Origin of the sequence: Ensifer adhaerens, from assembly GCF_020035535.1 — a bacterium.
GTDB lineage: Bacteria > Pseudomonadota > Alphaproteobacteria > Rhizobiales > Rhizobiaceae > Ensifer.
In genome coordinates this window covers 692,501-719,204 of record NZ_CP083350.1, presented here as the reverse complement: position 1 = coordinate 719,204, position 26,704 = coordinate 692,501, and the positions used below count along the sequence as shown (strand labels likewise).

Annotated in this window: 30 protein-coding genes (1 of these 30 only partly in view); 13 read left to right on the top strand and 17 right to left on the bottom strand. The window is 62.9% G+C overall.

Annotated elements, in window-relative coordinates:
* Positions 1–167 precede the first annotated feature (167 nt).
* Positions 168–692 carry a DUF992 domain-containing protein gene (locus tag LAC81_RS23730; protein ID WP_223729616.1) on the top strand — a complete coding sequence of 175 codons (525 nt, stop codon included), beginning with the start codon at positions 168–170 and terminating at the stop codon, positions 690–692.
* Positions 693–876: 184 nt separating this feature from the next.
* A complete protein-coding gene (locus LAC81_RS23725; protein ID WP_223729615.1) occupies positions 877–1,473 on the top strand; it encodes a DUF922 domain-containing Zn-dependent protease in 597 nt (198 codons plus the stop codon).
* A 28-nt stretch (positions 1,474–1,501) separates the two neighbouring features.
* On the opposite strand, the gene LAC81_RS23720 is transcribed toward LAC81_RS23725, so the two are convergent.
* The 9 genes from LAC81_RS23720 to phnG form a co-directional block, all read right to left on the bottom strand.
* The gene (locus tag LAC81_RS23720) at positions 1,502–1,891 is read right to left on the bottom strand and encodes a hypothetical protein (RefSeq protein ID WP_223729614.1); all 390 of its coding nucleotides are present in this window, start codon (positions 1,889–1,891) and stop codon (positions 1,502–1,504) included.
* Between the two features lie 106 nt (positions 1,892–1,997).
* Positions 1,998–2,612, bottom strand: coding sequence for a DapH/DapD/GlmU-related protein (locus tag LAC81_RS23715; protein WP_223729613.1), 615 nt, complete (start codon positions 2,610–2,612; stop codon positions 1,998–2,000).
* Positions 2,609–3,316 (bottom strand): phosphonate C-P lyase system protein PhnL, encoded by a 708-nt coding sequence (phnL, locus tag LAC81_RS23710; RefSeq protein WP_223729612.1) that lies wholly within the window; start codon positions 3,314–3,316, stop codon positions 2,609–2,611. The genes LAC81_RS23715 and phnL overlap by 4 nt, the downstream gene beginning before the upstream one ends.
* 3 nt (positions 3,317–3,319) lie before the next feature.
* Entirely contained in the window at positions 3,320–4,096 is a 777-nt protein-coding gene (gene phnK, locus LAC81_RS23705; protein ID WP_110880800.1) for a phosphonate C-P lyase system protein PhnK, read from the bottom strand.
* Positions 4,093–4,971, bottom strand: coding sequence for an alpha-D-ribose 1-methylphosphonate 5-phosphate C-P-lyase PhnJ (locus LAC81_RS23700; RefSeq protein WP_223729611.1), 879 nt, complete (start codon positions 4,969–4,971; stop codon positions 4,093–4,095). The genes phnK and LAC81_RS23700 overlap by 4 nt, the downstream gene beginning before the upstream one ends.
* Positions 4,968–5,240, bottom strand: a complete 273-nt coding sequence (locus LAC81_RS23695; RefSeq protein ID WP_223729610.1) for a hypothetical protein — start codon at positions 5,238–5,240, stop codon at positions 4,968–4,970. The genes LAC81_RS23700 and LAC81_RS23695 overlap by 4 nt, the downstream gene beginning before the upstream one ends.
* Positions 5,237–6,346, bottom strand: a complete 1,110-nt coding sequence (locus tag LAC81_RS23690; protein WP_223729609.1) for a carbon-phosphorus lyase complex subunit PhnI — start codon at positions 6,344–6,346, stop codon at positions 5,237–5,239. Before LAC81_RS23690 ends, LAC81_RS23695 begins: the two co-directional genes overlap by 4 nt.
* 3 nt (positions 6,347–6,349) lie before the next feature.
* The gene (gene phnH / locus LAC81_RS23685) at positions 6,350–6,958 is read right to left on the bottom strand and encodes a phosphonate C-P lyase system protein PhnH (RefSeq protein WP_223729608.1); all 609 of its coding nucleotides are present in this window, start codon (positions 6,956–6,958) and stop codon (positions 6,350–6,352) included.
* Complete coding sequence (gene phnG / locus LAC81_RS23680; RefSeq protein ID WP_223730308.1) at positions 6,958–7,425, bottom strand: phosphonate C-P lyase system protein PhnG; 468 nt, start codon at positions 7,423–7,425, stop codon at positions 6,958–6,960. The genes phnH and phnG overlap by 1 nt, the downstream gene beginning before the upstream one ends.
* A gap of 108 nt (positions 7,426–7,533) precedes the next feature.
* Here phnG and phnF point away from each other — a divergent pair, with 108 nt between their 5' ends.
* The 3 genes from phnF to LAC81_RS23665 all read left to right on the top strand — a co-directional run bounded on the left by phnF (position 7,534) and on the right by LAC81_RS23665 (position 10,480).
* Positions 7,534–8,265 (top strand): phosphonate metabolism transcriptional regulator PhnF, encoded by a 732-nt coding sequence (gene phnF / locus LAC81_RS23675; protein WP_223729607.1) that lies wholly within the window; start codon positions 7,534–7,536, stop codon positions 8,263–8,265.
* 161 nt (positions 8,266–8,426) lie between these two features.
* A complete protein-coding gene (locus LAC81_RS23670; RefSeq protein WP_223729606.1) occupies positions 8,427–9,821 on the top strand; it encodes a selenium-binding family protein in 1,395 nt (464 codons plus the stop codon).
* Between the two features lie 32 nt (positions 9,822–9,853).
* The gene (locus LAC81_RS23665; protein ID WP_223729605.1) at positions 9,854–10,480 is read left to right on the top strand and encodes a hypothetical protein; all 627 of its coding nucleotides are present in this window, start codon (positions 9,854–9,856) and stop codon (positions 10,478–10,480) included.
* A 35-nt stretch (positions 10,481–10,515) separates the two neighbouring features.
* Here LAC81_RS23665 and LAC81_RS23660 read toward each other — a convergent pair whose 3' ends face one another.
* A complete protein-coding gene (locus LAC81_RS23660; protein ID WP_113538745.1) occupies positions 10,516–11,205 on the bottom strand; it encodes a glutathione S-transferase family protein in 690 nt (229 codons plus the stop codon).
* Between the two features lie 93 nt (positions 11,206–11,298).
* Positions 11,299–11,889, bottom strand: coding sequence for a VOC family protein (locus LAC81_RS23655; protein ID WP_223729604.1), 591 nt, complete (start codon positions 11,887–11,889; stop codon positions 11,299–11,301).
* Between the two features lie 253 nt (positions 11,890–12,142).
* On the opposite strand from LAC81_RS23655, the gene LAC81_RS23650 reads away from it, so the two are divergent.
* The 4 genes from LAC81_RS23650 to LAC81_RS23635 all read left to right on the top strand — a co-directional run bounded on the left by LAC81_RS23650 (position 12,143) and on the right by LAC81_RS23635 (position 14,453).
* On the top strand, positions 12,143–12,595 hold the full coding sequence (locus LAC81_RS23650) for a hypothetical protein (RefSeq protein ID WP_223729603.1): 453 nt from the start codon (positions 12,143–12,145) through the stop codon (positions 12,593–12,595).
* A gap of 116 nt (positions 12,596–12,711) precedes the next feature.
* A complete protein-coding gene (locus LAC81_RS23645) occupies positions 12,712–13,311 on the top strand; it encodes a hypothetical protein (RefSeq protein WP_223729602.1) in 600 nt (199 codons plus the stop codon).
* On the top strand, positions 13,308–13,901 hold the full coding sequence (locus tag LAC81_RS23640; RefSeq protein WP_223729601.1) for a hypothetical protein: 594 nt from the start codon (positions 13,308–13,310) through the stop codon (positions 13,899–13,901). The genes LAC81_RS23645 and LAC81_RS23640 overlap by 4 nt, the downstream gene beginning before the upstream one ends.
* Positions 13,902–13,913: 12 nt before the next feature.
* The gene (locus tag LAC81_RS23635) at positions 13,914–14,453 is read left to right on the top strand and encodes a hypothetical protein (RefSeq protein WP_223729600.1); all 540 of its coding nucleotides are present in this window, start codon (positions 13,914–13,916) and stop codon (positions 14,451–14,453) included.
* Here LAC81_RS23635 and LAC81_RS23630 read toward each other — a convergent pair.
* The 6 genes from LAC81_RS23630 to LAC81_RS23605 are packed head-to-tail and all read right to left on the bottom strand — an operon-like array spanning position 14,434 to position 21,826.
* The gene (locus LAC81_RS23630; RefSeq protein WP_223729599.1) at positions 14,434–15,030 is read right to left on the bottom strand and encodes a hypothetical protein; all 597 of its coding nucleotides are present in this window, start codon (positions 15,028–15,030) and stop codon (positions 14,434–14,436) included. The genes LAC81_RS23635 and LAC81_RS23630 overlap by 20 nt on opposite strands.
* 45 nt (positions 15,031–15,075) lie before the next feature.
* Positions 15,076–15,756: a hypothetical protein gene (locus tag LAC81_RS23625; RefSeq protein WP_223729598.1), complete on the bottom strand. Its 681-nt coding sequence runs from the start codon at positions 15,754–15,756 to the stop codon at positions 15,076–15,078.
* 20 nt (positions 15,757–15,776) lie between these two features.
* Positions 15,777–17,915 carry a methylmalonyl-CoA mutase gene (gene scpA, locus LAC81_RS23620; RefSeq protein WP_223729597.1) on the bottom strand — a complete coding sequence of 713 codons (2,139 nt, stop codon included), beginning with the start codon at positions 17,913–17,915 and terminating at the stop codon, positions 15,777–15,779.
* A 40-nt stretch (positions 17,916–17,955) separates the two neighbouring features.
* Positions 17,956–19,959, bottom strand: a complete 2,004-nt coding sequence (locus LAC81_RS23615) for an acetyl-CoA carboxylase biotin carboxylase subunit (protein WP_223729596.1) — start codon at positions 19,957–19,959, stop codon at positions 17,956–17,958.
* Between the two features lie 32 nt (positions 19,960–19,991).
* Positions 19,992–20,282 (bottom strand): hypothetical protein, encoded by a 291-nt coding sequence (locus tag LAC81_RS23610; protein ID WP_223729595.1) that lies wholly within the window; start codon positions 20,280–20,282, stop codon positions 19,992–19,994.
* An 11-nt stretch (positions 20,283–20,293) separates the two neighbouring features.
* Positions 20,294–21,826, bottom strand: a complete 1,533-nt coding sequence (locus LAC81_RS23605) for an acyl-CoA carboxylase subunit beta (RefSeq protein WP_223729594.1) — start codon at positions 21,824–21,826, stop codon at positions 20,294–20,296.
* A gap of 157 nt (positions 21,827–21,983) precedes the next feature.
* On the opposite strand from LAC81_RS23605, the gene LAC81_RS23600 reads away from it, so the two are divergent.
* The 4 genes from LAC81_RS23600 to mmsB form a co-directional block, all read left to right on the top strand.
* Positions 21,984–23,402: a helix-turn-helix domain-containing protein gene (locus LAC81_RS23600; protein WP_223729593.1), complete on the top strand. Its 1,419-nt coding sequence runs from the start codon at positions 21,984–21,986 to the stop codon at positions 23,400–23,402.
* Positions 23,403–23,599: 197 nt separating this feature from the next.
* Positions 23,600–24,742, top strand: a complete 1,143-nt coding sequence (locus LAC81_RS23595) for an isobutyryl-CoA dehydrogenase (protein ID WP_223729592.1) — start codon at positions 23,600–23,602, stop codon at positions 24,740–24,742.
* A 22-nt stretch (positions 24,743–24,764) separates the two neighbouring features.
* Complete coding sequence (locus tag LAC81_RS23590) at positions 24,765–25,823, top strand: enoyl-CoA hydratase/isomerase family protein (protein ID WP_223729591.1); 1,059 nt, start codon at positions 24,765–24,767, stop codon at positions 25,821–25,823.
* Positions 25,824–25,880: 57 nt separating this feature from the next.
* A protein-coding gene (gene mmsB, locus LAC81_RS23585) for a 3-hydroxyisobutyrate dehydrogenase (RefSeq protein WP_223729590.1) crosses the window boundary here: on the top strand, positions 25,881–26,704 show its 5' portion. It continues 73 nt past the right edge of the window; only the first 824 of its 897 coding nucleotides appear in the window; it begins with the start codon at positions 25,881–25,883; its stop codon lies off the right edge, out of view.

The following is a 26,704-nucleotide window of genomic DNA, read 5'->3' as shown; positions in this document are numbered from 1 at the left end:
TCGTTGGGGAAACCCCATCAATTTTCTCGGCTAACCAAGACTTGCCACGGAATTGCCCGAAGGCGGGCTATGGCTGTGCTTTCCTGCAGCGTGCGCTATGTGTTCTTGAGTTCGTGTGCCGCCGGTCAAATGCCAATCATTTCTGACGTTCCGAGAAGGAGACAAGAATGAAAAAGAGTTTTGCCGTGAAGGTGTCCGCAGCGTCTCTGGTTCTCGCTGGCGCGATCGCCGCAAACGCTGCCGATCTCGCGACAGTTCAACCGCAGCCGGAGCCGGATACCACCAATGGCGTCAAGATCGGCTACCTTGATTGCAACATCGCCGGCGGTGTCGGCTATGTGCTTGGGTCTGCCAAGGAAGTCGATTGCGTCTTCCGCTCGACCATGGGCGCGGAAGCATCTGATCATTACTCCGGCGCCATCCGCAAGATGGGCGTCGATGTTGGCTTCACCACGCAGAGCCGCCTGATCTGGGCCGTGTTCGCGCCGACCGCGGGTTATCACCGTGGCTCGCTCGGTGGCCTCTACCAGGGGGCAACCGCGGAAGCGACCGTCGGCGCCGGCGTTGGCGCCAACATCCTGGTGGGCGGCACGTCCGGCTCGATCCATCTGCAGACGATCAGCCTCACCGGCCAGATCGGCCTCAACCTCGCCGCAACCGGCACCTCGATGACGCTGACGGCCGTCAACTAAGGTCGCGATTGTCGGCCGTTGAATCCTCCCGCAACTGGCCCGACATGATCTGAAAAACACAAGGGCACCGCGGCTCGGATTGGGCTGCGGTGCCTTTGCATTTGAGCTGTTGCCATTCGCAGATTCCCGTTAAGGAGGGCGGGTAGAGTTGTGCGCCGTGAAAGGCGAACGTCGAGGGTTTGGATTGAACAAAAGCCTTTGTCTGGGCGCAGTTGCCCTTTGCCTCGCGTCAGCACCGGGCAGCGCGTTTACCGAATGGCAGGCGGTCGAAAAGGAAGCGCCTTATGTGATCTCCGGGCAGACGGGGGCGGACCTCTATGCCTCGATCGGCGAACGGGGGCCGAAAGCCGGGATCGGCCGGGCGATCGCTCACACCAATTTCAAATTGACCTGGACGCGGAAGTACGAACAGCAGGGCGGGGCCTGCGTGCTGACGACGGCAAGGCCAAAGCTGATCATCACCTACACACTGCCGAAGCCCGCAAAGACGCTGCCCGCGGGCACGCGCGAGAACTGGGACGTCTTCATTGCAGGCGTGCGCAAGCACGAACTCGTGCACGGCGACTTCATCAAGGAAATGGTGCGGGCGATCGAGCAGGCGACGCTGGGGCTGACCGTCCCCGATGATCCGAAGTGCCAGAAGATCCGGACGGAAATGACCAAGCGCCTCGGCGCGCTCTCGCAGACCCAGCGCCAGCGCAGCCGCGACTTCGACCAGGTGGAACTGACGGATGGTGGCAATATTCATCGGTTGATCTTGAAGCTGGTGAACGGGCCCTAGACCGCATTGCCTCATGCGTACCCGGCGGTCAGCCTTCGCAAGACTCGAACCGAACATATGGCGGGAGCACGAAGAATTCCTGGGTGTACTCGAAGGCGCTCAAACGATCTTTGTCGTGAACACGCACCACGTGCTTGGCACATGCCATGGAATAAGCCGCAAGACCGCCGAAAACCGTATAGATAACCTGCTTGTCTTTTCGGATTTCTTCGACGGGAAGGGGAAAGTCGGCGCAATCCTTCGTTTCGTCTTCTAGGCTTTCGCCTTCAGCCGTCTTGAGCTTCAAATTGCACATGGGAACGACGTCTGAGCAATAGATCTCTCCTCGCTTTTGCGGACATGAGGTTGTGTCAGCGAATGTCGACGTGGATGAAAGCGCGCTGATGGTTAGCAGCATGATGATGCGAAGGCGGTTCACGAGTTTCGGCTCCGGGTGGCAAATCAGGCATTCCAGAGCGCGATTATCGTGACCAGCCGATTCGCCCCAATGAGGCGCCGAACTTGCGCTCGGCGCCTGTAATTGCTCAGCAGTAACGCACCAAAAATTCCTCGGCCGTCAGTTCGCGGAAGTCGTCAAGCGCGCGGCGGAGGCGTTGGTGGTCCCAGTCCCACCATGAGAGTGCGTCCATCCGTTCGCCGATGCCTTCATTGAAGCGAGCGCGGATGAGTTTTGCGGGCACGCCGCCGACGATGGTGTAGGGCTCGACGTCCTTCGAGACGACTGCGCCGGCGCCGATGACAGCACCGTTGCCGACCGTGACGCCCGGCAGGATGGTGGCGCCGTGGCCGATCCAGACGTCATGGCCGATCGTCACCCGGTTCGACCGCCGCCAGGCAAAAAGGTCGTGGTCGAGTTCGGTGTCGTCCCAATAATTCGGCGCGCGATAGGTGAAATGGTGCAGCGTCGCGCGCCAGGTCGGGTGGTTGGTGGCGTTGATGCGCACGGCGGCGGCGATATTGACGAACTTGCCGATCGTCGCACACCAGATCGAACCGTCCTGCATCATGTAGGAGTAGTCGCCGAACTCGACCTCGTCGAGGCGCGAGCGCTCCTGCACTTCGGTGTAGCGGCCGAGCGTCGAATTGTTGACGCTCGCTGTCGGATGGATGAAGGGCTCGAGTCCTAGCTTCTGGCTCATGCGGCGGCCTTTCGCGGTGAGAAGGCCGAGACATCGAGGATGCGGTCGGCAACGGCATCGCGCACTTCCTCGTCATGGAAGATGCCGATCAGTGCTGTACCTTTGGCCTTCTTCTCGGCGATCAACTCGACCACGACCGCCCGGTTCTTCGCGTCGAGCGAAGCGGTCGGCTCGTCGAGCAACAGGATCTTGTGCTCAGTGATGAAGCCGCGGGCGATGTTGACGCGCTGCTGCTCGCCGCCGGAGAAGGTCGCCGGCGGAAGGCCCCAGAGTTCGCGCGGCAGGTTCAGCTTGCTCAGGAGTTCGGCTGCGCGTGTGCGGGCTTCCTCGATCGGTGTACCGCGGGCCTGCAGCGGCTCGGCAACGATGTCGAGGGAGGAGACGCGCGGCACGACCCGCAGGAACTGGCTGACATAGCCAAGCGTCGTGCGCCGGACTTCGAGCACGGTGCGCGGCTCGGCGGTTGCGAGATTCACGAGTTTGCCGTCGTGATCCATCAGGATCTGGCCTTCGTCGACGCCGTAATTGCCGTAGAGCATTTTCAGGATCGAGCTTTTACCGACGCCGGAGGGGCCACCGAGAACGACGCATTCGCCGGCCTTCACCGAGAAGGAGACGTTGGCGACGACCGGCCGGCGGATACCGTCACGCAGGTGCATGGTGAAGCTTTTTGCGACTTCGGAAACAACAAGGGGCGTGGCCATGGTTTACACCTGCAGGATGGATGAAACGAGGAGCTGGGTATAGGGCTCGCGCGGATCGTCGAGCACCCGGTCGGTCAGGCCCTGTTCGATGACGGCGCCATCCTTCATCACCATCATGCGGTGTGAGAGAAGGCGGGCGACGGCGAGATCGTGGGTGACGATGATGGCGGCAAGCCCGAGGTCGTGCACGAGACCGCGCACCAGGTCGAGCAGGCGCGCCTGGACAGACACGTCGAGACCGCCGGTCGGCTCGTCCATGAAGACGAGGCGGGGGGAGGTCACGAGGTTGCGGGCGATCTGCAGGCGCTGGCGCATGCCGCCGGAGAAGGCGCGCGGCTGGTCGTCGATGCGGTCGACGCCGATCTCCACCCGCTCCAGCCAATCGCTGGCGGTGGCGCGAATGTTGCCGTAGTGGCGATCGCCGACGGCCATCAGCCGTTCGCCGACATTGGCGCCAGCCGAAACCGTCATGCGCAGACCATCGGCCGGGTTCTGGTGCACGAAGCCCCAGTCCGTGCGCATGAGGAACCGGCGCTCGGCTTCGCCCATGCGCGCGAGGTCGCGGTACTGACCGTCGCGCATGTGATATTCGACGATGCCGGAGGTCGGCATCAGGCGGGTCGAGAGGCACGAAAGAAGCGTCGTCTTGCCGGAACCGGATTCGCCGACGATGGCCAGCACCTCGCCCGCATAGAGCTCGAAGGAGACGTTGCGGCAGCCGATGCGGCTTCCGTAGAACTTCGAGACGTCGTTCACTTTCAGAAGCGGGAGCGTACTCATTCTGCGGCTTCCTTTCGGGCAAGCATGTGACCTGCATGGCCGCAGGCGCGGCGGTCTTCGCAATGATCGGTGTCGGAGCAGACGAACATGCGCCCGCCCTTGTCGTCGAGAATGACCTCGTCGAGATAGACGTCCTCGGCGCCGCAGAGTGCGCAGGGCTTGTCGAAGCTCTGGATCTCGAACGGATGGTCGTCGAAATCGAGGCTGACGACATCGGTATAGGGCGGCACGGCATAGATCCGCTTTTCGCGGCCGGCACCGAAGAGCTGCAGCGCTTCCGACATGTGCATCTTCGGATTGTCGAATTTCGGCGTCGGCGACGGGTCCATCACGTAACGCCCCTCGACCTTGACCGGATAGGCATAGGTGGTGGCGATATGACCGTTGCGGGCGATGTCCTCGTAGAGCTTCACATGCATCAGCCCGTATTCCTCGAGCGCATGCATCTTTCGCGTCTCGGTCTCGCGCGGCTCGAGGAAGCGCAAGGGTTCCGGGATCGGCACCTGGTAGACGAGCGTCTGGCCTTCGGTGAGCTTTTCCTCCGGAATGCGGTGGCGCGTCTGGATGATCGTCGCTTCCTTCGTCTTGGTTGTGACCGCGACATTGGCGACCTTCTGGAAGAAGGCGCGGATCGAGACAGCGTTGGTGGTGTCGTCGGCGCCCTGGTCGATGACCTTCAGGACGTCCTGCGGACCGAGGATCGAGGCGGTGACCTGGACGCCGCCGGTGCCCCAGCCATAGGGCATCGGCATTTCACGCGAGGCGAAGGGCACCTGATAGCCGGGAATAGCGATCGCTTTCAGGATCGCGCGGCGGATCATGCGCTTCGTTTGTTCGTCCAGATAGGCGAAATTATAGGTAGCAAGGTCGTTCATCGCCGATTACCCTTGAGTGTGTCGACCGCGGATGGGGCCAGGATTTGAGCGAGATTTTCGTCTGGGTGGTTGGGATCTTTGTGCTGTGCTCTGCGGTTGCCGGCCTGTTCGGCATAGCCCGTCGGCCACAGCGCGAACCGGATCGCAGAGTGCGCAAGAGCGACGGATCCGGGGATGCCGGGTTCGCCCCCGCCGCTGACGGTGGCGATTGCGGCGGCGGGGATGGTGGCGGTGATTGAACCGCTAGGGCTGGCGGTATGCCCGATCATTCGGCCGCCTCCCGCTGTTCCTTCACCGTGTCGCCGGCATGGGCCGCCTCGTAGTCGCGCCGCATACGGCGGACGAGGTCGAGTTCGGCCTGGAAGTCGACATAGTGCGGCAGCTTCAGGTGCTCGACGAAGCCGGTCGCCTGGACGTTGTCGGCGTGCGAGATGACGAATTCCTGGTCCTGGGCGGGTGCGACGACATCTTCGCTGAACTCGTCGGTGCGCAGTGCCCGGTCGACCAGCGACATCGACATCGCCTTGCGTTCGCTCTGGCCGAAGACGAGGCCGTAGCCGCGGGTAAATTGCGGCGGCTGCTTGGCCGAGCCCTTGAACTGGTTGACCATCTGGCATTCGGTGACGCGGATGGCGCCGAGCGAGACGGCAAAGCCGAGTTCCGGCAAGTCGAGCTCGACTTCCACTTCGCCGATGCGGACTTCGCCGACGAAAGGATGGGTGCGGCCGTAGCCGCGCTGAGTGGAGTAGGCAAGCGCCAGCAGGAAGCCTTCGTCGCCGCGGGCGAGCGCCTGCAGGCGGAGGTCCCGGGCCATCGGAAATTCCATCGGCTCGCGGGTCAGGTCGCCCATGACATGGCCCTCGGGCATCTGGCCGTCACCCTCGATCAGGCCTTCGCCGTCAAGAATGTCCGAGACGCGCATCACGTGTTCGCCAGGCTCCTTGACCGCCGGCTCCGCGACGGTTTCGTCGGAGATCAGGGAGGGATCGAGCAGGCGGTGGGTGTAGTCGAAGGTGGGGCCGAGCAATTGGCCGCCGGGCAGATCCTTGTAGGTTGCCGAAACGCGGCGCTCGACCTTCATGTTGGCGGTGTCGACCGGCTCGGAATAGCCGAAGCGCGGCAGGGTCGTGCGATAGGCCCGCAGGATGAAGATCGCCTCGATCATGTCGCCGCGGGCCTGGCGAACGGCAAGCGCTGCGAGCGCGCGATCATAGAGCGAGGCTTCCGCCATCACCCGGTCGACGGCAAGACCGAGCTGCTCGACCACCTGGTCGGTGGTGATCGAGGGAAGGTTGCGGTCGCCGCGGCGGCGGTCGGCGAGAAGGCGGTGCGCATTGGCAATGGCGGCTTCCCCGCCCTTGACGGCTACATACATGGTTCACGCCTCCTTGAGCGAAAGACGGGTTGTACGTGGCAGGCAGACGAGCTTGTCGCCGGCGGTCAGCACGAGATCGACGCCACGCGGAAAGATCGCGCGATTGGCGGTCCAGAATTCGAGAAAGACTTCCGGCAGGCCCTTCACTGCAACCTCCGTCTCGTCCTTGATGCCGGGACCCTTGGCGACGAATGCCTGGCCGCCGGTCAGCGCTTCGACTTCGATGACGAGCGTCGTCGAACGATCCGGATATTCCTGCGTGCCGAGCGAGAACTGGTCGAAGCCCGGGAAGGCGGCGGCCTTTTCGATGAAGGCGAAGCGGGCTTCGGTCTTGCTGGTGGTGACCGCGGCGCCCGTATGGAACGCGATCCACTGCGGAACCGCCGACTTGCCGAGCGCCGGCGTCAGCCAGACGGGCGTATCATGGTCGCAGAGCGTGAGGGCAACCGCGCCAGCGGCCGCACCGAGCGGAGCAGGAGGCGTGCTCGTCGAAGCGAGGCGCTTGGCCGTGCCCGGACGGGCGAAACCGTCCATCAGGTCGCGAAAGACGGATTGGGCAGCAAAGACCGGATCGGCAAAGGCGCCGGCGTAAATCTGCGATTGGCTGGCCATCAGTCGTCTCCCCGGACCATGGTGAAAAAGTCGACGCGGGTTGCAGCAGTCTCTTCCGCCTTGCGGCGTTCTTCCTGCGCGAGCCGTTCGGCAACGCGGCCAAGCAGAGCCTCGACGCTGGCCTTGTCGCCGTCACGCTGGGACAGTGCATCGAAGATCGCCGCGAGCCGTGCGCGCTGCCGATCGGTGCCGAGCATCTGGCCGTGGCCGATTTCGCCGGTCGAAAGGCGGATGGTGGCGCGCGAGACTGTCGCCTCGCCGAGATTGAAGGGATCGCCGCCACCGCCGATGCGGCCACGGACCATGACGAGACCGGTTTCCGGACCGCGAACCGGATGAACCTCCGGCTTGTCGGCCAGCGCTTCCCAAGCGGCGGTGAGCTCGTCGAGGGTTGCGCGGGCGAAGAGCCCCATGGCCTTCTTGCGCGCCGGATCCGGCGGGCTTTCCTGTTTCAGCTTCGCATCCATCATTTTCACCTCAAATGTCTATTGATCTAGACAACTGTACATCTTATACTTTTCCATAACGTCCGCAAATGACAGGCTTGTGACATGCCAATGCGAAAAGACCCGGCAATGCGAAAAGTGGTGGAGCGCCAGACCGGCGTCGCCCTGTGGCGACAGATCGCCGACCGGATCCGCTTGGCAATCAGCAATGGCGACTATGACGCGACCGGCATGGTGCCGCCGGAAACGGTGCTTGCCGGTGAGTTCGGCGTCAACCGGCACACGGTCAGAAGCGCACTGGCGGCGCTTGCCGAAGAGGGGCTGGTGCGTGCCGTCCAGGGGCGCGGCACGATGATCGAGCGCAAGGAAAGGGTGAGTTATCCGATCTCGAAGCGCACGCGATTCTCACAGGGTCTCGGCCACCAGGTGAAGGAAATCGGCTCGCGGCTGCTCGGCCACGCCGAATTGCCGGCAACCGGCGAAGTGGCGAGCGCGCTTGCCATCAGACCCGGTGATCCGGTGATCGAACTCAGGACCGTCAGCAGCGGCGATGGCCGACCGCTGTCAGTGTCGTCGAGCTACTATCCGGCGCACCGCTTTCCGCGCATGGCCGAGGAGTTTGAACGGTTGCATTCCGTCACCAAGGCCTTTGCCGCCCATGGGCTTGACGACTATGTGCGCGCCTCGACCGAAATCGTCGCCCGCCATGCCGACGCCGAGGAGCTTTCGATGCTGAAGCTCTCCCCTGGCGCAATCGTGCTCGAGGCGCAATCGCTCAATGCCGATCTCGACGGCAAACCGATCGAGTATTCCCGCACCCGCTTTGCCGCTGACCGGATGAAGCTGCGGATCGAGACATAGGAGCGCGTCGCCAACCGCCTCGCGGCGACAAGGCCACATCCAGTCACAAGCGCGCGATCGACGAAATAAGGCGGACAGGCCGCATTTCCGACGCGTTTTTGCCGCATCAAAGGCCTGCATCAGGAACCGCGCATTGGGAATTCTCTAAAGGGAGAATGGTAATGGCGACGTGGCGACCCGATCCCTCCTTCTATCCATCACCGCGCATGGCGGCCAAGGCACCAAAGGAAACGCTCGCCTATGTGGCGGCGTTCGATCCGGACCGAAGAAGGCCGGATGCCATCGCGGTTGTCGATGTCGATCCGGCCTCTCCGAACTATTCGCAAATCGTCGGCCAGGTCGAGATGCCGAATGTCGGCGACGAGTTGCATCATTTCGGCTGGAACGCCTGTTCCTCGTGCCTCTGCCCCAACGCGCCGCATCCACATGTCGAGCGGCGCTATCTGGTGGTGCCGGGCCTGAGGTCCTCTCGCCTGCACATCATCGACACCAAGCCGGACCCGCGCAATCCGAAGATCGTCCGGGTGATCGAGCCCGCGGAAATTGCCGAGAAGGCAAATTATTCGCGGCTGCACACCACCCATTGCGGACCTGAAGGCATCTACGTCAACGCACTCGCCGACCGCGACGGCAAGGCGCCTGGCGGCATCTTCCTGCTCGACCATCAGAGCTTCGACGTGCTCGGGCAATGGGAAATGGATCGAGGGCCGCAGAAGCTCGCCTATGATTTCTGGTGGCATCTCGGCCATGACACGATGATCACCAGCGAATGGGGCACGCCGGATACCTTCGAGAACGGGCTGGTTCCGGAGGTGCTGCTCGGCTCGAAATACGGCCGGCGCTTGCATTTCTGGGATCTGCACAAGCGCAAGCACCTGCAGGAGATCGATTTCGGTGAGGAACACCAACTCGTCTTCGAACTGCGCCCGGCCCATGATCCGACCAAGGCCTATGGTTTCGTCGGCTGCGTCATCAGCCTGAAGGATCTCTCGGCATCGATCTGGACCTGGTATCGCGACGGCGACCGCTGGGCGGTCAAGAAGGTGATCGAGATTCCGGCGGAACCGGCCGATCCGGATCTCCTGCCGCCGGTGCTGAAAGGCTTCAGCGCCGTCGCGCCGCTCGTCACTGATATAGATCTGTCGATGGACGACCGGTTCCTTTACGTCTCCTGCTGGGGCACCGGAGACATGATCCAGTACGACGTATCCGACCCCTTTGCGCCAAAGGAAACGGGCCGGGTGCGGATCGGCGGCATCGTTTCGCGTGCGCGCCATCCGAAGACGAAGAATGGCGCTCTGAACGGCGGACCGCAAATGGTCGAGATCAGCCGGGACTGCAAGCGGGTCTATTTCACCAATTCGCTCTACGGCGCCATCGATCCGCAGTTCTATCCCGATGGAATCGACGGCTGGATGGTCAAACTCGATGTCGCCGACGGTGGTGGGATCGCCTTCGACGAGAAGTTTTTCGTCGACTGGCCGAAAGGCCATCGCCCGCACCAGGTTCGCCTCGAAGGCGGGGACTGCTCGTCCGATTCCTATTGCTATCCATAGGGAGGGGTGGCCGTGCGGCTCTGCTTGGACGAATGACGACCGTCTGGCCGTGGCTTTCGATTGTCGCCCTCGGCGCCTTTCACGGCATAAATCCGGCGATGGGCTGGCTCTTTGCCGTGGCGCTCGGTCTTCACCGCCAGAGCCGCCGGATCGTCTGGCTGTCGCTTGCGCCGATCGCGGTGGGGCACACCGTCTCGGCCAGCCTGACGCTGGCGGTTGTCGTCATGTTCGGCGCAGTGCTGGAGCCGCTCCATTTCAGGCTGGTCGCGGCTCTGCTCATTCTCAGTGTCGCTGCCTACGGCGCGCTCTACGGACACCGTCATCGGGTGAGGGTCGGCATGCGGGTCGGCATGGCCGGTCTCGGCCTCTGGTCTTTCCTGATGGCGACGAGCCATGGGGCGGGCCTGATGCTGGTGCCGGCGGCCCTCAGCCTTTGCGTGGCGGATCGTCCTGGCGATCTTGCAATCTCAGGCTCGCTTCCGGTCGCGTTCGCCGCCGTTGCGGTTCATGGCGCAGCAATGCTGGCCGTCGTCGCGGTGGTGGCGACCTCCGTCTTCGAGTGGCTTGGCCTTGCGGTGCTCCGCTCGACATGGATCAACTTCGATCGCCTGTGGACGTTGGCGCTCGGCGCAACCGGCATCGTGCTCTTGGTTCAATGACGAAATGGCCGCCGATGGAGCCCGCACGGGCCCGTCTAGTTTAGCCCTTTCACGTAACTGATGTAGCCGCGCACATCGGTGGCCGGCCCGGTGTAGGCGTCGCCAAGTGTCTCCTCCATTTTCGTGACATAGGTCTTCGCCCAACCCGGCAACGGGTAGTCGATCGCCGCCAGGAATTCGAGCGTTGCCGCCAGCCGGATGTCGGCGATGGAGGGCCTGGCCCCGCCGATGAAGGGCTTGTCGCCGATATAGAACGTGCGAAAGACGTCAAGCGGTTCGGCAAGTGCTTCAACTGCTGCGCGGCGCGCCCTCTCCTTCGTCTCTGCGTCCGCATCGCTGCAGCCAACTTCACCCGGATAGAGCGGGAAGTTCAAAACCGGATAGGTGGCCCGGGCGAGGTAGGGATAGAAGGTGCCGATCAGATAGAACATGGCGCTGTCGATCATGGCGCGGGTCTCTGGGTCCTTCGGATAGAACTGGTCGAGCCCATGCTTGTTGCAAAGGTACTGCATGATCGCGCAGCTCTCCCACAGTGCGCCTTTGGGCAGGTCCGCGGTCTCCATCATCGGCGTGAGATGCGAAGGCGCTTTCGCCAGATACTCGGCCGTGCGCGTCTGGCCATAGACATCCTGCTCGTTGAAATCGAGTTTGGCGGCCCTCAGGAAGACGCGCGCCGTCATGTTGTTGACGCTGGGCTTGATCACGTTGAGCTTGATTGCAGACATGTCACTCCTCCCTTTGCCCGCGATCCTGCGGTTCCGGCTCGCTCGCCGGCCCGGTCGCGTGCGTTGAACGACAGGCGGTGGGCCACCAAGGGCCTATCGCGACCGATAAGGATCCTTCGGCTCCCGGTCGGGCGACAGCGTCGGCCGGGTACGCTCGATCAGCGTCTCGATGGCGTCGGCCAGGTGCACCTCGGCGATGTTGTAGTCGCCGCGTGCGACCCTGACCTTGTGTGCCTCCATCAGCACCTCGGCGTGGCTGTGGCCCGGCGGCGGCTCGAAGCGATAGGAGGCAAGTTCGACCAGCAGCCCGAGCGGATCCTCGAAATAGATCGAATCCATGAAGCCGCGATCCTTGACGCCACTGTGCCGGATGTTTCGCTCGTTGAGCCGCTCCACCGCCTGGGTAAACGTCGCGCGCGAAACAGCGAAGGCGATGTGGTGTACACAGCCGATATCCGTCGCAGTGCGCTCGGGGTCGGGCTTGCGGTTCTCGTCGGTGAAGATGGTAATCAGCCGGCCATCGCCCGGGTCAAAATAGAGGTGGCTTTCGCTTGCCCGGTCGAGATTCGGCTGCTCGAAGATGAAGGGCATGCCGAGAAGCCCCTCCCAGAAATCGATCGACGTCTGTCGGTCGGCGCCGACGAGCGTGATGTGATGAACCCCTTGCGATTGCAGCTTTCGCATCAAAGGCCTCCCTCATGAAGCGGAGGACGGCGGATGAAACGGTACCTGGTTTCACCCCTTTCCGCTCCACTCGATTGTCGTCCGTCGTGCCAAGAAGGCAAGCGCCAATGCAGGGGGAAATCGGCCGGGGAAGCGATCCATATCTCGGCTATTCCATCTGGGTTGCTGTCGATGTATCGTGCAATCAGTGCATGTACGAGCAGTGCCCTATGACGGTCTCAAAGACGGTTGGCGACGATCAGGGAGTTGAGGCGTGAAGTTTCTCTGCAGGGTCGGCATGGCCGGCCTAACGTTCCTCGCGCTTGCAGTGGCCGCGCAGGCGGATGGCCATGCCTTTGCCGGGCAATGGCGACAACTGACGTCGACGGCCGGCGACTGTAGCAAGTGCTATATCGGTTTCGTCAGACACGGCGGCCTGCTGACCGTCACGAGCAACACGGGCTGGCAGGCCGTCGTGAAGATTGAAGGGTTCGCCGACGTGGAGCTTGCGGTCGGCAAGGGGCGGTGGATGCCGACCGTTTCCGGCGTGTACGGCGGCAGGCCTTTTAGTATCCAGTTCGTTCGCCGCGGCGAGCGGTTGCAGATGCATATGGTGGCCTCGCAAGCAAACGGCGAGCCTTTGCCCATTCGCGCGACTTTCGAAAAAGGGCCGCCTAACACCGACCCGCGCCGTCAGGTGGTGCCGATCGAGATGCAACGGATCTAGATGCTGTTGAACTGAGACGGTCCGACAAACACGCTCGCGCCGATACGCGTGTTTTGATTTTCCGCGCGAACCTCCCTATCTTCCGGTTGCAACATCCGAGGGCGGACGGAGGACAAATGCCGGTCGTGCCACGATCGAAAATCAGGCAGCGCCTTTTGATCATGCTGGTCACCGGAATCGGCGGCATGGCGGCGGCTGCGGTCTCCTTTGCGACGGCAGTCTATGATGCGGCCAACCCGGCGCCCGCCGTAAGCGCTGCCAAGGGTGAGGCGGTCGATACCGGCCGGTGGCTGGTGACGATCAACGACGCCACCATGGCCTCCGTGCCGCCGACCGGCACCAAGCCATTCGAGCCGAAGCGATTCCTGATGGTGGATCTCGACCTCGACAACCGATCGGTCGCCACCAGCAATGCCTTCATGAACCTGATTACGATCAGGGACGGGCAGGAAGTCGTATCGCCGAAGCCGATCTATTATCTCGCCAGGGACAAATGGATCGCCAGTGCGGTCAACCCGAACATGCCGGAGAAGCTGATCGCGGTCTGGGAGTGGCCGCCGGATCGTCCGGAGCCGGAAAAGCTTTCGCTGTCCATCGGCAAACAGATCTACAAGCCACGTGACAACCTCTACGGCGCACCAAATTGGTTCGACGACGGCGAGGCTGCGGTGGTTGAATTGGCGGTCAGCCAAGCTGCGGAGACGACGGAGCAATGATATCGGCTTTCCGCACGCTGCTCCTTTGTGGGCTTGCAATCGCCGTGCTCTATGCGATGCGAAACAACACGCCCGGCTACGGCGACATCACTGCGCCGATCGCCATTCGCGGTGCAGCCGGCGAACGGGTGGAAACCCGGGACTTCGCTTTCGGTGCGGCCAACGTGCATCTGGCGCGCCAGGTTAAGGTCGAGAGCTTCGGACGCGTCAAGGACTATTCCTCATCCGGCGTCTGGTTGATCATCGAAGGCGCTGCCGTCGCCAAGACGGAAACCATGACGCTGACATCCGCACAATGGCTGGCAGGCAATGGCCTGCGCTATGAACTCAGCCAGCGGTTCTCGACCGTGCCCGGCTATCTGCTGACGGAAAGGCTGGAGCCGGGCCTGCCGAAGCCGGTGCTTCTTGCCTTCGAGCTTCCCGAAGCCGCCGTCGCCAGCGGCACGCTGCTGGTCTCTCGAAGCCGTGTGATGCCGCTGGCGGAGGAGCTTTGGATAATGCTCGGTGACAAGCAGCCAGTGGATATAAAGCCGTCCGTCACCATTGGGCGCAGCAGCAGCGGCACGCCCTGGACGCTTGCTGCGCGCTGAGGAGGGACCGGCATGAGCGAGAAACGCACCTTCTGGACCTGCCTGCTGGCGCTGATGGTCGCGCTACCGCTCGCCTTTGTCGTCCGTGCATGGGAGAGCCTTCGAGAGAGCCATTGGCTGAGTACCGCCAAGGCGGAAATCGTCGTCGAGGTTGGCGTGACGCAGGCCTTCGCCGGTGGACAGTGGAAGCTCCTCGACATGAGACGTCTGCCGCGCACCAATGACGCGCGCGTCATTCTCGCCGAATTCGAGGCGTCGCCGACCGATCGAGCCGTGCTGTTGCAGGGAGCCTGCCTCGTCCGGCTGATCGACGACAAAGGGCGCCGGTTCGAACCCGTCTCCCTGACAGAACCGATCGTCCGGAAGATGTATCCGGACGTGGCCGAGTGGCCGCGTTGCGGTGGCGCGGCTTTCAGCGATGCCAAGGACGGCACCGCAGTTCGCATGGCCGAGAGCTTCATCGTTCCCGCGGAGGCACGTGATCTTTCGCTGCGGATCGAGTTTCCCGGCGCCAGCGACGAGACCCTGATCTTCAAGTGGACGCGTAGCTGATTTCGCTCTTCTCGGCCTGGCGGGACACGGCGTGTTCGAGCATCGCCGCCAGCAAGGTGATGCGCAGGGCGTCGAGCACGATGCCGCCATCGAGATCGCTGGGGCTGCCGATGAGAAGGCCGAGAACATCGAAGACGAACTGCCAACTCTGCAGGTCGCCCATGCTGAACGTTCGCGTCGCCGCGTACCAAATCCAGGCGCCCATCCAGGCAATGGCGCGGTAGGCGATGATGAAGGTAAAAAGGGTCGCGAGCCCCGAACCGAGCGTCAGCTTCAAGCAAGTCCAGATCGGGCTGTAACGGGAGCGGTAATCGCTGATGAAGTGGTCGAGGAAATCGGCAACCCATTTGCGAAAGGTTCTGGCTCCGCGTCGCCGTGGCGGTGACGGCTTCGTGCGCGGTGCCGGGTTCAAAAGTTCGTAGCCGTTGATGATTGCCGCCATGACCAGCCAGATGATCGGAAGAAGCGCGTAAAAGAACAGGCCCTCCGCCTGCGCATTCCAATCGGGCTTTCTCAGTTCCACCGGTACGAAGGTCTCGGCAGCATGCGCAATGCCGGTGAAGGTGAGTTCGTTCATGCCGAGAAGCTTGCCGGCGCCGAGCCAGCTGATGAACTGGTCCTTTCAGACAGACAGGCCATAAAGACCGATGAAGATCCAACTCGCGTCTGCGGCGACCACCAGCAGGCGCCAGAAGGGAGCCTCACTGCGCTTGCTCATGCGTTTTGCGCCCCAGCGCACCAGCCAGCACAGCGCGATCGACACGAGTACGCCCCGCGATCTCGATATGTCGAAAAAGTCAGCCGCCTCGCCCAAGGCAACGGCATTGAGCGCCAAGCGCGAATATTCGCGAACCGTATCGCCCAGGAAGCCCCAGGCGGCATAATAGGCAAAGAACGGCAGGATGGCGGCGGCGGTCACGGCGATCAGCCGGCGGTCGGCTTTCGGTGCCGCGCTCGCGGCACGCGCTGCCGCCGGCTGCTGCCGGAGCGCTTCGAGTGCGGGCAGGCCCGGTCGAAGCGCCATGAACATCAGAACAATGACGACGAGCTTTGCCAGCACGACGAAAGACAGTGTCACCATACCGCCGAGCGGATGCTCCAGGCCGATGAAGACTGCGGCACGCATCAGGAGATCATGCGTGATGTAGCCGCAGGTCCCGATCAAGAGAAGCTGCGGCCAGAAGCGAACGAACAGGCGCCCCATCAGAGCAAAGGGTCCGAAGACTTCGGCAATCGACGTCATGAACACAACATAGTTGCGTAGATCGGCGCCGACAACCGTGCGGAGTTGGCGGAGGGGCAAACGCCCTCCGCCCCGACCCGTCAGATATTGCGGCGCTTGCCTTCGATCAGATCGAGCACCGCGCGTGCGGCATCGAGCACATTGGTGCCCGGGCCGAAGACGGCCGACACGCCATTGTCCATCAGGTAGTCATAGTCCTGACGGGGGATTACGCCGCCGCAGATGACGATCACATCCTCGCCGCCGCGTTTCTTCAAGGCTTCCGCCAGCTGCGGCATCAGCGTCTTGTGGCCGGCAGCAAGCGAGGAGACGCCAATGACGTTGACCTTGCTCTTAAGCGCCATGTCGGCGGCTTCGTCCGGTGTCTGAAACAGCGGGCCGGCGAGCACGTCGAAGCCGATATCTCCGAAGGCGGAGGCGATGACCTTGGCGCCGCGGTCGTGGCCGTCCTGGCCGAGCTTAGCGACCATGATTTTCGGCTTGCGGCCGAGCTTTGCGGAGACCTCGTCGAGGCGTCCGGAAAGAACGTCAAGCTCCGGCTCGCCCTCATAGGCCTTGCCATAGATCTTGCTGACGACCTTGGGTGTTGCCGCGTGATCGCCGAATGCGCCGCGCATCGCGTCCGAGATTTCGCCGACGGTGGCGCGTGCGCGAGCGGCTTCCACGGCCGCCGCAAGCAGATTGCCTTCGCCGCTCTTTGCCACCGCGGAGAGCGCGTCCAGCGTTTCTCTCACCCTGACGCCGTCGCGGCGACGCTTGGTCTCCTCGATCCGGCGGATCTGCGCGGCGCGCACGGCGCTGTTGTCGATCTCCAGAATGTCGATCGGCTCCTCGTTGTCGAGCCGGTACTTGTTGACGCCGACGATGATCTCCTCGCCCTTGTCGACGGCGGCCTGACGGCGCGTTGCCGCCTCCTCGATCAGACGCTTCGGTAGGCCGGCGTTGACCGCACGGGTCATGCCTCCCATCGCCTCGACCTCCTCGATCAGCGCCCAGGCCTTTTCGGCGAGTTCATTGGTCAGGCTCTCGACGTAATAGGAACCGGCCAGCGGATCGACGACTTTGGTGACGCCGGTCTCGTGTTGCAGGATCAGTTGCGTGTTGCGGGCGATGCGCGCGGAAAACTCCGTCGGCAGCGCGATCGCCTCGTCGAAGGAGTTGGTATGCAGCGATTGCGTGCCGCCGAGGGCTGCCGACATCGCCTCGAAGGCGGTGCGGATGATGTTGTTGTAGGGATCCTGTTCCTGCAGCGAAACACCGGACGTCTGGCAATGGGTGCGCAGCATCAGCGACGACGGCTTCTTCGGCTCGAACTCCTGCATGATCCGCGTCCACAGCAGGCGTGCTGCCCGAAGCTTCGCCGCTTCCATGAAGAAGTTCATACCGATCGCGAAGAAGAAGGAAAGTCGGCCGGCGAACTCATCGACGTTCAGCCCCTTGGCGAGGGCGGCGCGCACATATTCGCGCCCGTCGGCAAGCGTGAAGGCGAGTTCCTGCACCAGCGTCGCGCCGGCCTCCTGCATGTGATAGCCGGAGATCGAGATCGAATTGAACTTCGGCATCTCCTTCGCCGTATACTCGATGATATCCGCGACGATGCGCATCGAGGGTTCCGGCGGATAGATATAGGTGTTGCGGACCATGAACTCCTTGAGGATGTCGTTCTGGATGGTCCCCGAGAGCTTGTCGCGCGAAACGCCCTGTTCTTCGCCTGCGACGATGAACGAGGCTAGGATCGGGATCACCGCGCCGTTCATGGTCATCGACACCGACATCTCCTCGAGCGGAATGCCGTCGAACAGGATCTTCATATCCTCGACCGAGTCGATCGCAACCCCCGCCTTGCCGACATCGCCTTCGACGCGTGGATGGTCGCTGTCATAGCCGCGATGGGTAGCAAGGTCGAAAGCAACCGAGAGGCCCTTCTGTCCGGCCGCAAGGTTCTTCCGGTAGAAGGCGTTGGACGCCTCTGCCGTGGAGAAGCCGGCATATTGGCGGATCGTCCAGGGACGCCCGGCATACATGGTCGCGCGCGGCCCGCGCACGAAAGGCTCGAAGCCCGGCAGCGAAGAAAGATGATCGATGCCGTCGAGGTCGCCGGCCGTATAGAGCGGCTTCACCGCAATGCCCTCGGGCGTCTGCCAGGTGAGGCTTTCAGGCGCCGCCTTCAGTTCACGCTCGGCGAGCGTTTCCCAGTCCTTGATGGTTTTTTCGGTCATCGGATGCTCTCCTGGATGATGGCGTCGACGGCCGTCGCCATCACTCGAATTCCATGATCAGTTCGTCAACCGCGAGGCTGGCGCCGGCGGCGACCGCCACACGCTTGACCACGGCCCGCTTCTCGGCGCGCAGGATGTTCTCCATCTTCATCGCCTCGACCACTGCGAGCGCCTGGCCGGCTTCGACGGTGTCTCCGGCCTTGGCCGAGACCGAGGTGATGACGCCCGGCATCGGGCAGAGCAGCATGCGCGAGGTGTCCGGCGGCAGCTTCTTCGGCATCAGCCGCGCCAGTTCCGCAACGCGCGGGCTTCTGACGTGGGTGATGACGTCGATGCCGCGCCAGCGGAGCCGGATGGCGGTTCCGACCAGATCGACTTTGACGCTCAAGGGTTCATTGTCGATGTTGAAGGTGGCAAGCGTGCGGCCGGGCGCCCAGTCGCCGGCGATGGTGAGCGGCACGCCATCGGCGAAACTCACATAGGAACCGTCTGCGGATGAACCGGCCGTTACCGCGAGATCATGATCGGCAAGGCTGACCACCCAGTCATGGCCGACGACGCGGCGATGATTGCCGATCGTGCCGGAAATCTGGCTGGCGCGCTCCTGCTGCACCTGGTTGATCGAGACGGCGACGGCCGCGATCTTGCGAAGCGACTGCTCGTCGGCCGCAACGCCGTGAAAGCCGTCGGCAAATTCCTCGGCGATATAGGCGGTCGTCAGCCGGCCTTCGCGGAAGCGCTGCTGCTGCATGACCGCTGAAAGGAAGGGCAGGTTGTGGCCGATGCCTTCGACCTCGAACTGATCGAGCGCGTCGGCCATGGCGTCTACCGCCGTCTGCCGATCCGGTGCCCAGGTGCAGAGCTTGGCGATCATCGGGTCGTAGAACATCGAGATCTCGCCGCCCTCGAAAACGCCGGTATCGTTGCGCGTCACCGTTCCGTTGTCGCTTGTGCCCTCGACCGGGGGACGATAGCGCGTCAGCCGGCCGATCGACGGCAGGAAGTTGCGATAGGGGTCTTCGGCATAGAGCCGGCTTTCGATCGCCCAGCCGTTGAGCTTTACGTCGGCCTGGCCAAAAGCGAGTTTCTCACCGGCGGCAACCCGGATCATCTGCTCGACGAGATCGAGCCCGGTGATGAGCTCAGTCACCGGATGCTCCACCTGCAGGCGGGTGTTCATTTCGAGGAAGTAGAAGTTGCGCTTGCCGTCGACGATGAATTCGACCGTGCCGGCCGAATGGTAGCCAACGGCCTTGGCGAGCGCGACCGCCTGTTCGCCCATGGCCTTACGGGTCTCGGCGTCAAGGAACGGTGAGGGGGCTTCCTCGATGACCTTCTGGTTGCGGCGCTGGATCGAGCACTCGCGCTCGCCGAGATAGAGCGTGTTGCCGTGTTTGTCGCCGAGCACCTGGATCTCGATATGGCGCGGCTCGGTCACGAACTTTTCGATGAAGATGCGGTCGTCGCCAAACGCGTTCTTTGCCTCGTTCTTCGAAGACTGGAAGCCTTCGCGCGCCTCCTGATCGTTCCAGGCGATGCGCATGCCCTTGCCGCCGCCACCGGCCGACGCCTTGATCATCACGGGATAGCCGATCGACGCGGCGATCCGCACGGCCTCGTCAGCATCCTCGATCAGGCCCATATGGCCGGGAACCGTGGAGACACCCGCTGCAGCTGCGAGCTTCTTCGAGGTGATCTTGTCGCCCATCGCCTGGATCGCGCCAACCGGCGGGCCGATGAAGGCGACACCTTCCTTTTCCAGCGCTTGCGCAAAGGCGGCGTTTTCCGAGAGGAAACCGTAACCCGGATGAACCGCATCGGCGCCGGTCTTGCGGATCGCGTCGATGATCTTGTCGATGACGATATAGGACTGCGCCGAGGGCGAGGGGCCGATATGCACGGCTTCATCCGCCATGCGCACATGCATCGCGTCGCGGTCGGCGTCGGAATAGACGGCGACCGTTGCAATACCGAGCTTTTTCGCGGTCTTGATGACGCGGCAGGCGATTTCACCACGGTTGGCGATGAGGATTTTCTTGAACATCTTGTTACTTTCTCAAATCCTTGGGGGCGGCGTCAGCGTTTGAACTTGCGGCGATAGGGCAGAAGCGCGATCGAGGATGCCGCAGCCGCACCGCCGAAGAGCAGCGCGAACGGTACGACGACCATGAGGGTGGCAAGCACTGGGCTCGTGGAGCGGATGATGTGCGTGCCGACCGCGCCGATGTTGAGCCAGATCAGCACGCCGGCCGTGATTGCCCCGATCGTGACGCCAATCAGCGCGTTGACGGTCATGTAGCGCAGCATCTGCCAGTGGTCGCGTCGGGCCTCTTCCGGCGTCATCACGCGTTCCGGCTCCCGTTCCATCGTCGCCTCCATTAGAGCGGGATCGTGTCGTGTTTGCGCCAGCGAACATCGACCTGCTTGTTGCGCAGCGATGCAAAGGCCCGGGCGATGCGGCGACGCGACGAATGCGGCATGATCACCTCGTCGATGAAGCCACGCTCGGCCGCCACGAACGGGTTGGCGAAGCGCTCCTCATACTCTTTCGTGCGCGCGGCGATCTTCTCGGCATCGCCGAGTTCGGAGCGGTAGAGGATTTCGGTCGCGCCTTTGGCGCCCATCACAGCAATTTCGGCGGTCGGCCAGGCATAATTGACGTCGGCGCCGATGTGCTTGGAGGCCATGACGTCGTAGGCGCCGCCATAGGCCTTGCGGGTGATCAGCGTCACCATCGGCACGGTCGCCTGGCTATAGGCAAAGAGCAGCTTGGCGCCGTGCTTGATGACGCCGCCATACTCCTGCGCGGTGCCGGGCAGGAAGCCGGGCACGTCGACCAGCGTCAGGATCGGGATCGAGAAGGCATCGCAGAAGCGCACGAAACGCGCGGCCTTGCGCGAACTGTCGATGTCGAGGCAGCCGGCGAGCACCATCGGCTGGTTGGCGACGACACCGACCGTCTGGCCTTCCATGCGGATGAAGCCGGTAATGATGTTGCGGGCAAAGCTCTGCTGCAACTCGAAGAAATCACCTTCGTCGGCGAGCGCCAGGATCAGTTCCTTCATGTCGTAGGGCTTGGTGGCGCTATCGGGGATCAGGCTGTCCAAACGCATTTCGAGCCGCGCCGGATCGTCATGGAAGGGGCGGATCGGCGGCTTCTCTCGGTTGTTGAGCGGCAGGAAATCGAAGAGCAGGCGCACATGCTCAAGCGTTTCGATGTCGTTCTCGTAGGCTGCGTCGGCGACGGAGGACTTTTTTGTGTGCGTGCCCGCACCGCCGAGTTCTTCGGCCGTGACGATCTCGTTGGTCACGGTCTTTACGACGTCGGGCCCGGTCACGAACATGTAGGACGAGTCACGCACCATGAAGATGAAGTCGGTCATGGCAGGCGAATAGACGGCTCCACCGGCGCAGGGTCCCATGATGACCGAGATCTGCGGGATGACGCCCGAGGCTTCGGCATTGCGGCGGAAGACCTCGGCATAGCCGGCAAGGGACGCCACGCCTTCCTGGATGCGCGCGCCGCCCGAGTCGTTGAGGCCGATGACCGGCGCCCCGTTGCGAACCGCCATATCCATGATCTTGCAGATCTTCTGCGCATGCGTTTCCGAGAGCGAACCGCCGAGCACCGTAAAGTCCTGCGAGAAGACATAGACCTGGCGGCCGTTGATCGTGCCCCAGCCGGTGACGACGCCGTCGCCCGCGACCTTCTGGCCTTCCATGCCGAAGTCGACGCAGCGGTGCGTGACATACATGTCGTATTCTTCGAAGGAGCCTTCATCGAGCAGCACCTCGATACGTTCGCGCGCCGTCAGCTTGCCCTTGCCGTGCTGGGCGTCGATCCGCCGCTGGCCGCCGCCGGCTCTTGCTTCCGCCCGGCGGGCTTCGACCTGTTCTAGTATGGCGCGCATGGTGCCCTCCCGATTTTTTGATGCCCGGCTTTTTCAACGATTGTGCAGAGGCGCTTCGACCTTCGCAATAGCGTCGAAGGTTGGATGGAAAAACGTCCCTTCATGTGCAAATGTGAAATAGAGAAATTTGTGAAACGTAAATTGCAAAGTTGCAAACATGGCAATCGGCAAGCTCTATATCGGCCGCAAGGTCAGGGAATTGCGGGAGGCGAACAAGGCAACCCAGGGCCAGTTCGCCGAACGAATTGGTATTTCCACCAGCTATCTCAACCAGATCGAGAACAACCAGCGGCCGGTTTCGGCCGCGGTGCTACTGGCGCTCGCCGAGAAGTTCCAGATCGATATCGCGGAACTTTCGACTGGAGAGGGCGATCGCCTGCTTTCGGCGCTCTCGGAAGCGCTCAGCGACCCCCTGTTCGAGACCTATTCGGCAAGCCTGCAGGAGTTGAAGCTCGTCGCCCAGAATGCGCCGGGGCTCGCGCATGCGCTGATCACCTGCCACCAGGCCTACCGCCGCAACAGCGAACAGCTCGCAAGCATCGACGACACGATCGGCCGCGGCGGCCCCTTCGTCGAAACCACGCCCTATGAGGAAGTGCGCGACTTCTTCCATTTCGTCGACAACTACATCCACGAGATCGATATGCTCGCAGAGCGGCTTGCCGGCGAACTCGGGCTCGGCGAGGGCGACAACCACGCAGCGCTGGCAGCCTATCTGGAGCAGCGCCATGGCGTCCGCGTCGTGCGCGGTGCCGCCGGCGACGAGGCGATCCGTCGCTTCGATCCGCGTGCCCGTATCCTGACGCTCAACCCTTATGCACCGGCGGCGACGCGCGACTTTCAGATCGCCCTGCAGATCGCTCAGCTCCATGCCCGCGAGGAGATCGACCGGGTGGCCGGCAGCGCCGGTTTCCGCACCGAAGAGGCTTATGAGATCTGTCGCATCGGCCTGCAGAACTACTTCGCCGGCGCACTGATCCTGCCCTACCAGGCGTTCTTAAAGGCCGCCCGCGACCTGAGGCACGATATCGAGCTGCTCGCCGCCCGTTTCGGCGCGTCATTGGAGCAGGTTTGCCACCGCCTTTCGACCCTGCAGCGGCCGGGGCAGAAGGGCATTCCGATCTTCTTTGCCCGCATCGATCGCGCCGGCAATATCACCAAGCGCCACAGCGCCGCGAAACTGCAATTCGCCCGCTTCGGCGCCGCCTGTCCGCTCTGGAACGTGCATCAGGCCTTCGAGACGCCGGGCCGCATCATCCGTCAGCTGGCTGAAACGCCGGACGGAGTTCGCTACCTCTGTCTTGCCACCCAGATCACCAAGGGGGGCGGTGGTTTCCGTGCCGCGCAGCCGCGCTATGCGCTGGCGCTCGGCTGCGAGGTCTCCTACGCCGATGCCTTCGTCTATGCCGATGACATGGACCTCGGCAACCGCGCCGCCTTCGACCCGATCGGCATTTCCTGCCGTATCTGCGAACGGACGAAATGCGCGAGCCGCGCCGTACCGCCATTGAAGCGTCGCCTGATTGTGGATCATGACTTACGCGGCGCTCTGCCGTATCGTCTAAGCGAGAGTTGATCGGGATCGTCTGTTCATTTTTGAACAGAGCCTGTGAGAAGTTGCATCTGGGCCTGCCCGAAGTTTGGTGTAACTAGGCCTCAATTGCCTGCAGCGCCGCGCGACTTCCGAGACGCGCAAAGGTCGCTGCAGCGCTCTGAGTTGCTGCAGGCTTAAAAGAAGCCTGCAGCCGGTATGCGGTCAGGGAGGACATGCATATGGATTTTCGCCTGTCGGAGGAGCAGGAGGCCATTCGTCAGATGGCGCTCGATTTCGCCCGCGACGAGATCGCCCCTCACGCGATCGACTGGGATCAGCAGAAGCATTTTCCGGTCGACACGCTGCGCGGTGCCGCAGCACTCGGCATGGCCGGCATCTATGTCCGTGACGATGTCGGCGGCACGGGCCTGACCCGGCTTGATGCTGCGATCATCATCGAAGCCTTGGCGACCGGCTGCCCGGCTGTCGCCTCCTTCATGTCGATCCACAACATGTGCGCCGGAATGATCGACCGCTATGGCACCGAAGAGCAGCGCCAACGGCTGTTGCCCAAGCTCCTGACGATGGACGTGCTTGCGAGCTACTGCCTGACCGAGCCCGGTTCCGGTTCGGATGCCGCTGCCTTGAAGACCAAGGCGGTAAAGGATGGTGATGATTATGTCCTGACGGGCCAGAAGCAGTTCATTTCTGGCGCCGGCGAATCCGGTCTCTACGTGATCATGGCGCGCACCGGCGAGGACGGTCCCAAGGGCATCTCGACCTTCATCGTCGAGAAGGACGCGCCGGGGCTTACCTTCGGTGCCAACGAGAAGAAGATGGGCTGGCACGTGCAGCCGACCCGCGCCGTCATCCTCGACGGTGTGCGGGTGCCCGCGGAAAACCGCCTCGGGGGCGAAGGCGACGGCTTCAAGATCGCCATGGGCGGGCTCGATGGCGGTCGCTTGAACATTGCCGCCGCGTCGCTTGGTGGTGCTCAATCCGCCTTCGAAAAGGCGCTCGCCTACGTTCAGGAGCGTCGCGCCTTCGGCAAGGCGATCGGCGAATTCCAGGCGCTGCAGTTCCGTCTCGCCGACATGGCGACCGATCTCGAAATCGCCAGGACCTTCCTGTGGCGCGCCGCTTCGGCGCTCGATGCCGGTGATGCGGAGGCGACGAAACTCTGCGCCATGGCCAAGCGCTTCGTCACCGATCGCTGCTTCGCCGTTGCCAACGACGCGCTGCAGCTTCATGGCGGCTACGGCTATCTCGCCGACTATGGCGTCGAGAAGATTGTCCGGGACCTTCGGGTGCACCAGATTCTCGAGGGCACTAACGAAATCATGCGTCTCATCGTGGCGCGTTCGCTTATCGGCCGGAAATAGGCCAGAAACGGGAAGACCGCTCATGGAAATGCAGACGCCAGCACCGGAAGTGATCGTCGCGCGCCAGGGGGCGATAGGCAGGATCCGGCTGAACCGCACGCGCGCACTCAACAGTCTCAATGTCCCGATGATCCGGCTGATCGCAGCGGCGCTGACCGAATTCGAGAACGATCCGCAGGTTGCGGCCGTGGTTGTCACGGGCGAGGGCGAGCGCGGGCTCTGCGCCGGCGGCGATATCCGCATGATCTATGAATGCGGCCGTGAGCGCCCGGCAGAGGGCGCTCAGTTCTGGCGCGAGGAGTTCGTCGTCAACAGCCGCATCTCCGGCTACCGCAAGCCCTATATCGCCATCATGGACGGCATCGTCATGGGCGGCGGCGTCGGGATTTCCGCTCATGGCAGCCACCGCATTGTGACCGAGCGCACCCGGCTGGCAATGCCCGAGACCGGGATCGGCTACTTCCCGGATGTCGGCGCGACCTGGCTGCTGCCGAAGGCACCCGGCGAGTTCGGCACCTATCTGGGCCTCACCGGCCGGGATATCGTGGCGGCCGACGCGATCCGTGCACGGCTCGCAGATCGTTTCGTTGGCTCGAACAAGCTGGAAGCACTCATCGCCGAACTTGCAGCGCAGCCGTCGACGGCAAATGGCGCGGATATCGACGCGGTGATTGCAAAGCACGCGTCGGAAGCGCCGGCAACGCCGCTTCAGGGGCAACTTGCGCTGATCGACCGATGCTTTGCCTTCGATACGGTTGAAGAGATTCTGGCGGCACTTGAGGTTGATGGTTCTGATTTCGCGAGGGAAACGCTGGCTCTGCTGAACTCGCGTTCCGCACTCAGCATGAAGCTGACGCTCGATCTCCTGCGCGCCGGCCGTCGCAGCGCGTCGCTGAACGAATGTCTTGAACGGGAATATTCGGCGACGCTCGGCATGCTCGGCAATCCCGACTTTTACGAGGGTGTGCGGGCCGCGGTGATCGACAAGGACCGTAATCCGAAATGGAGTGTCGGGCTGGCCGACGTTACGCCTGCCATGCTTGCGCGTTTCGCCGGGAAGGACCACCCGCCACTGTTCTAGCGCCGGAGGATGGGCGCCTTTTCGGCCAGGCCGAGTTTCAATGCGAGGAGGAATGACATGACGAAGATCGCCTTTATCGGGCTCGGCAACATGGGCGGGCCGATGGCCGCCAATCTGGTCAAGGCGGGCCATGCGGTCAGCGGCTTCGACCTGTCGGAAGCGTCGCGCAACGCGGCGGCAAAGACCGGAGTCTCCGTCGCCGGCTCGATTGCGCAGGCGGTGCGCGGGGCCGAATGCGTGATCACCATGCTGCCCGCCGGTGCCCATGTTCTCTATGTCTGGGACGAACTTCTCGGTTTCGTCGACCCGGGCACGCTCCTGATCGACAGCTCGACAATCGACGTCGACAGCGCCCGCAAGGCGCATGCGCTCTCGGAAAAGATCGGCTGCCCCTCGCTCGATGCCCCTGTGTCCGGTGGAACTGGCGGTGCTGCGGCCGGCACGCTGACTTTCATGGTCGGTGGTAGCGACGAGGCCTTCGCCCGCGGTAAGCCTTTGCTCGATGCCATGGGCAAGAAGATCGTCCATTGCGGCGGAACCGGTGCAGGCCAGGCGGCGAAGATCTGCAACAACATGATCCTCGGCATTTCCATGGCCGGTGTCTGCGAAGCCTTTGTGCTGGCGGAACGCCTGGGTCTGTCGCACCAGGCATTGTTTGACGTGGCTTCGACGTCGTCCGGACAATGCTGGTCTCTGACGACCTATTGTCCGGTACCGGGTCCGGTGCCGACCTCGCCTGCCAACAACGACTATAAGCCGGGTTTTGCCGCAAGCCTGATGCTGAAGGATCTGAAGCTATCGCAGCAGGCAGCAAGTGCAGCCGGTGCAACGACGCCGATGGGCGCGCAGGCCGCGCAGCTCTATTCGATGTTCGAGAAGCT